Origin of the sequence: Staphylococcus sp. HMSC034C12 (genome assembly GCF_001835895.1) — a bacterium.
GTDB lineage: Bacteria > Bacillota > Bacilli > Staphylococcales > Staphylococcaceae > Staphylococcus > Staphylococcus hominis.
The window spans coordinates 1-6,078 of sequence record NZ_KV826314.1; the positions used below are offsets into that span (position 1 = coordinate 1).

General features: G+C 33.4%; 6 protein-coding genes. 2 read left to right on the forward strand and 4 right to left on the reverse strand.

The features are described 5' to 3' along the window. Positions 1-657 precede the first annotated feature (657 nt). The 4 genes from HMPREF2629_RS11270 to mobC form a co-directional block, all read right to left on the reverse strand. Positions 658-927 carry a hypothetical protein gene (locus tag HMPREF2629_RS11270; protein ID WP_002498903.1) on the reverse strand — a complete coding sequence of 90 codons (270 nt, stop codon included), beginning with the start codon at positions 925-927 and terminating at the stop codon, positions 658-660. A 238-nt stretch (positions 928-1,165) separates the two neighbouring features. After that, positions 1,166-2,176 carry a relaxase/mobilization nuclease domain-containing protein gene (locus HMPREF2629_RS03520; RefSeq protein WP_002498904.1) on the reverse strand — a complete coding sequence of 337 codons (1,011 nt, stop codon included), beginning with the start codon at positions 2,174-2,176 and terminating at the stop codon, positions 1,166-1,168. Continuing rightward, positions 2,163-2,363, reverse strand: coding sequence for a mobilization protein (locus HMPREF2629_RS10890; RefSeq protein WP_002498905.1), 201 nt, complete (start codon positions 2,361-2,363; stop codon positions 2,163-2,165). Before HMPREF2629_RS10890 ends, HMPREF2629_RS03520 begins: the two co-directional genes overlap by 14 nt. Further along, on the reverse strand, positions 2,342-2,728 hold the full coding sequence (mobC, locus tag HMPREF2629_RS03525) for a plasmid mobilization protein (protein WP_002498906.1): 387 nt from the start codon (positions 2,726-2,728) through the stop codon (positions 2,342-2,344). The genes HMPREF2629_RS10890 and mobC overlap by 22 nt, the downstream gene beginning before the upstream one ends. Positions 2,729-3,279: 551 nt before the next feature. On the opposite strand from mobC, the gene HMPREF2629_RS03530 reads away from it, so the two are divergent. Together HMPREF2629_RS03530 and HMPREF2629_RS03535 are read left to right on the forward strand one after the other, a co-directional pair. Then, positions 3,280-4,848 carry an ABC-F type ribosomal protection protein Vga(A) gene (locus HMPREF2629_RS03530; RefSeq protein ID WP_002440627.1) on the forward strand — a complete coding sequence of 523 codons (1,569 nt, stop codon included), beginning with the start codon at positions 3,280-3,282 and terminating at the stop codon, positions 4,846-4,848. A gap of 663 nt (positions 4,849-5,511) precedes the next feature. Beyond that, on the forward strand, positions 5,512-6,078 hold a 567-nt coding region (locus tag HMPREF2629_RS03535; protein WP_070813144.1), incomplete at its 3' end, for a helix-turn-helix domain-containing protein.

Here is a 6,078-nt window from a genome sequence, read left to right on the forward strand (position 1 = left end):
TGGTTGCCTTTAGTTTAATGATTGGTTGCCTTTAACATTTCAAATCTATTGTCACTCTAAGGATCAAATGACTCCTAAAAAGGTTTTAAAAAGATTTATAAAAAGATATTAAAAAGTTCGGGGCAATTTGCCCCTCACAAATTCAAAAGACAAAAAGGAAACCCACCACATTTGTGGTGGGTTTTTATTATTTAAAAAAGTAATAAGTGATATAACTTTAATGCATTATTCCAATTGCTTTATTGACATTGAGCCTCTGAACCCTTAATAAACCCTAAAACTGTCGACTCGTCGGTTTCATAGCTCACACTATCCCGACATTCGTCGAAACAGTTTAATTAAGGGTTCTTCTCAATGCTCAATAAATTTTCTCGGCATAAGCGCATGTGCTATTCTTCATTTTCCATATCTTTTACAACCTTTAATATCGGTGTGATTAGTAATGATAAAATAAATGCTGATTCTAAAATCAGAAAAATATTTGTTCCTTCAAAAAATATTAAGTTGACCACATATCCAAAAAGACAAAATACAATAAAAAAACAAATAAAGTGAACAATAGAATTCAAGGCGAGCACTCCTTTTTGGTTTCTACGCTATTTTAAGCTTGATATAGCTTCTTCATTAAACAAAAGGTAATTTTCTATTTATTTTGTATTAAAGACGCTCATATGCTTTTAAAATGGCATATATAAGCACTCCAAATAAAATATAAGGTACAAGATAGAAAACAAGCATGAAATAACGCCATGCTGAATGCCCCGTTTTAAGCACGTGGTTCAGCCATTCGTAAAAATGTTGGACGCCTAACCAGTCACCTAAGGGACTTATAACTAAAAAGGCGACCATCACTAAGGCAACGATAAAAAACATGGCTGTGATGCCTTTAGTTAAACGATGTATGACTTGATCATATTGTTTAATCACTATTGCGTTGCTCTTCATACGTTCATCAATCATTTTTTTATAATTATTATTGGCTTGTCGCAGTTCGGATTGGTTGTTTTGAACTTCCTTAACTACGTTTTGTGTGTCTGTTTTGACATCTTCTAATTCTTTTTGTATAGCTGTGTGAAAATCTTGTTTTAAATTATCGCTATTAATCCGTTCAATATAATGTCTTGCCGCGCTTATAAAACGCTTTTGTGTGAAGTCTGTGGCTTGATTAAAGTTCGAGGCCGTGGTCTCGATCGATGTTAATAATTGGTCGTGACGTTGGTTTCTCTCGTACTCTCTTTTCTCGATCTCTTCGAGCCTTTTCATCAACAAGTCTTGCTGATTCTGCAGCTTGTCGGCGACGCTCAAGCTCATTTGTGTCTTGGGCGAATTGGTCCCAATCTGATTGAGTGACGCCTGTATCTCGTTCAGTTGATTCATGACGGTTTGAAGTTGATCGTTTTGGCTGGAAGTTCGTGTCTGATTTATGTTTTTGTTGTTGTCGTCGTTGTATTTGTCTTTCAAAGCCATGTTGGATGCCTCCTTTATTGTAATCTTCGCCCAATTTACGCCCGCGTACTTTTTTATTTTCAGCTAAATGCCGATAGGTAATGCTTTTGGGGGTAACACGTTCAATCGTAATACCATGTTGATTCAGATGTTTTTGAAATTCTTCCATATTTGTCGCTGTTGATTGGTCAATTGCCTCACGTATGTCATCTTTCCATGAGTATTGTGCTGTCGACGTCGTGTTAGGGTCGGCAATCGCTTTTTCTGTTTGGGTATAACGTAAGCGTGCTGTGTCTTTCTCAGGCACGCTCAACCCCTGTGCTCGACAAACCTCGTCGTTGAACGCTCTCACATCGCGTAGGGCTTGTTTATTATTGTTAAATTTCTTACCTGTATTGAGGTCAATTGAATTAAGTACAATATGATTGTGTACATGGTTTGTATCTGCATGCGTATAGACGGCGACTTGATGATTGGGGACGAGTTTTTCAGCAAGCGCTAATCCTAATTGGTTACATTGTTCGGGCGTCACTTCGCCAGGTTGAAACGATTGGATAATGACATGCCCTTGATTACCGTCTGTTTTGCCATACAATTCACGAGCGGCTTTAAAACTAGATTTGGCATAGTCCACGTCACAATTTAAGCCACTTTTCTCAACGGCACGTTTTTCAGCGTAATTGATGGCCCGTGATGTTGATTTAGTCGCACTTAATTTAGTTGTTGCCATTGGTATCACGCGCTTTTTTCTTTTTATATGATATATATAAATCAATACCTGTGATAAAAGTTAAAAGTGAAAAACACAAAATCACCGGAAATTGTGGATCAAAGAAAATAAAATAAAACAATATCATTAAACACATCACAAATAAAATGGCACTTACAATCATTTTTATTTTTGGATCATGTTCCATATCTCATCTAACCTTTCACGTAATTCACTAATGTTACGTTCTAATGCTTCGTAGTTCGGTGCTTCGTGTTGATGTTGGTTGCAATATTTCGCAATCTGATTGGCATTTGCACCTAACATACTCAAATCTTTTGCTACCGATTGTCGTGTTGCTTGATCCAATTTGGGTGATACCAATCGGGCGCCTTGTGCCTTTTTCTTAACGAAAGCAGGCACACTCATATTTAAAGTTTCAGCTGATTGTTGTAACTTTAAATATTCGGATTCGCTCACACGAAAACTGATTTGTTTCGGCGCCTTACGGTTGGGTTTACGGTTTCGCCCAACAGTTTCGTCGCTAGCCACAAATTTATTTTGTTCGCTCATTATTCCCACCACGCTTTCTACGAAAGATAACGCCTTTCTTAAATTTTACTTTATAAGATAAAGCAAAATTTATCAAGTCGTTAAGTGGTTTGGCAAGCATTGGCTTTGCTAGCCACTAACGTGGCAGACGCGCCAGCTTGTTGGGGATTATCCCCAAGCCCCTTATGTTTTTTGCTTACGCAAAAAAGAGTGGCTAATTGCTAGCCATTGTTCATTAAGTAATACAAATAAATTGAAGAAATAATTTGGGTTGAACATTGACATTTATTTGCTATTTGTTTAAGTTGAATTTAATACGATAAGGGAAAGGGTGAACCAACTACATGATTAACTAATCCTATTTTCAAAAGGAAACAATTGAAAGTATTTTATTTACAAATAGCGTTTGATTTGTGTTGTTTTCAATTGTACTTTTCAGGATAGGATGAAAATTCTGTAGTTGGCTCTAAAAGTATTTTGTTAGAGTTCATCTATATAGATTTATGCCTCCTATTCTGAATAGATTAGGAGTCTTTTATTGTCTTCAATTACTTATGAGAGGATGAGGAAATATGAAAATAATGTTAGAGGGACTTCATATAAAACATTATGTTCAAGATCGTTTATTGTTGAACATAAATCGCCTAAAGATTTATCAGAATGATCGTATTGGTTTAGTTGGTAAAAATGGAAATGGAAAAACAACGTTACTTCACATATTATATAAAAAAATTGTGCCTGAAGAAGGTATTGTAAAACAATTTTCACATTGTGAACTTATTCCTCAATTGAAGCTCATAGAATCAACTAAAAGTGGTGGTGAAGTAACACGAAACTATATTCGGCAAGCGCTTGATAAAAATCCAGAACTGCTATTAGCAGATGAACCAACAACTAACTTAGATAATGACTATATAGAAAAATTAGAACAGGATTTAAAAAATTGGCATGGAGCATTTATTATAGTTTCACATGATCGCGCTTTTTTAGATAACTTGTGTACTACTATATGGGAAATTGAAGAAGGAAGAATAACTGAATATAAGGGGAATTATAGTAACTATGTTGAACAAAAAGAATTAGAAAGACATCGAGAAGAATTAGAATATGAAAAATATGAAAAAGAAAAGAAGCGATTGGAAAAAGCTATAAATATAAAAGAACAGAAAGCTCAACGAGCAACTAAAAAACCGAAAAACTTAAGTTCATCTGAAAGCAGAATAAAAGGAACAAAGCCATACTTTGCAGGTAAGCAGAAGAAGTTACGAAAAACTATAAAATCTCTAGAAACCAGACTAGAAAAACTTGAAAGCGTCGAAAAGAGAAACGAACTTCCTCCACTTAAAATGGATTTAGTGAATTTAGAAAGTGTAAAAAATAGAACTATAATACGTGGTGAAGATGTCTCGGGCACAATTGAAGGACGGGTATTGTGGAAAGCAAAAAGTTTTAGTATTCGTGGAGGAGACAAGATGGCAATTATCGGATCTAATGGTACAGGAAAGACAACGTTTATTAAAAAAATTGTTCATGGGAATCATGGTATTTCATTATCGCCATCTGTCAAAATCGGTTATTTTAGCCAAAAAATAGATACATTAGAATTAGATAAGAGTATTTTAGAAAATGTTCAATCTTCTTCACAACAAAATGAAACTCTTATTCGAACTATTCTAGCTAGAATGCATTTTTTTAGAGATGATGTTTATAAACCAATAAATGTCTTAAGTGGTGGAGAGCGAGTTAAAGTAGCACTAACTAAAGTATTCTTAAGTGAAGTTAACACGTTAGTACTAGATGAACCAACAAACTTTCTTGATATGGAAGCTATAGAGGCGTTTGAATCTTTGTTAAAGGAATATAATGGCAGTATAATCTTTGTATCTCACGATCGTAAATTTATCGAAAAAGTAGCCACTCGAATAATGACAATTGATAATAAAGAAATAAAAATATTTGATGGTACATATGAACAATTTAAACAAGCTGAAAAGCCAACAAGGAATATTAAAGAAGATAAAAAACTTTTACTTGAGACAAAAATTACAGAAGTACTCAGTCGATTGAGTATTGAACCTTCGGAAGAATTAGAACAAGAGTTTCAAAACTTAATAAATGAAAAAAGAAATTTAGATAAATAAATTACCTTAAATTTAAGCAATAAAGATTATTCTTGTTGTCTTTTTATTGAATCATTGATGGGTAATATTTATTAAGTTAGTGTATTGCATAACCTATACAATTCTACTACCTATAATTTGTAATTATGTTAACTCATCAAAGAGGCTTAAACGCTGTGAAATCAACGTTTAAGCCTTTTCTTTATGATTATCGTTTATTCATCTTTTATACATCGTTGTTCTCACGTGTTTTCATTCTTTTTCATTAAGTGAACTTTTGTATCTTTATTCACAATTTCACGTGATAACACACCGTTTTAAATTGTAGTTTTTTGTTATACTGGAAAAGCACTTCCGTGCACAAAGGAGGTGTCACATACAATGATAATCTTGCTATTTGTACTAGATAAGCTCATTTTTCCAATTATTGTTGGTTATGTTCTTTATCTATTACAACAAGAGCATAAGTAAAAAGAAACCCCCAGCCGGCACGCTGGGGGTTTTCACATACAATGATATATCTGCTATTTGTTACTTTCAGTATATCCTTTCTTATGCTTTTTGTAAAATTAGATATATACTTTCTTTTAAGAATATAATTTTGAAGTAACTGTCGTTTCATTGTCGCCCATCTGTCGGCAATTTTTCGTGTTCATTTTTTTAGTTGAGGAGTAGTTTATGAGTATGAACAAATCAAAAGTTGCAGAAATTAGAAAACAAAAATCGTTAACTCAAGAAAATTTAGCAGAAAAGGCTTATGTAACAGTAAGAACAATTCAAAGAATGGAGGCTGGAGAAGAAGTTAGTAGTGAAACACTTAAAAGTGTCTCAAACGCATTAGATGTGACAGTCAATGAACTATTCGAATCTATCTCGTCTTCTGATAAGGAGGAGGAAATAATGGAAATATCTAAAGAACAACAAAAGCAGTTTAATTATCGTAAAAATGAACTTTTTACTATTAAATTAATAACATTTAGTTTTATTTTTGTGTTTTTAGGACTATTTGGAATCTTTGTAGGTGAGTTAAACGGTTTAGAACAAAATATTTACCGCATCATTTGGATTTTCGCTTTATTTTTGAGCTTAGCAATAATGTATTATTTTTTAAATGTTTTTATTTCAAAAAAATTAGATAAAAAATATCCTATGACTATTGGAATGAAAAATAGAAATAGAAAAAATGAACCTGTAAAAAATGGCTGGGATTTTATGGCTAGATATTGGTGGATTGTTTTTCCTATTGGAGGG

Coding starts and splice junctions, on each gene's coding strand:
- HMPREF2629_RS03520 (WP_002498904.1), bottom strand. CDS start 2,176: ATGGCAACAACTAAATTAAGTGCGACTAAATCAACATCACGGGCCATC.
- HMPREF2629_RS10890 (WP_002498905.1), bottom strand. CDS start 2,363: ATGGAACATGATCCAAAAATAAAAATGATTGTAAGTGCCATTTTATTT.
- mobC (WP_002498906.1), bottom strand. CDS start 2,728: ATGAGCGAACAAAATAAATTTGTGGCTAGCGACGAAACTGTTGGGCGA.
- HMPREF2629_RS03530 (WP_002440627.1), top strand. CDS start 3,280: ATGAAAATAATGTTAGAGGGACTTCATATAAAACATTATGTTCAAGAT.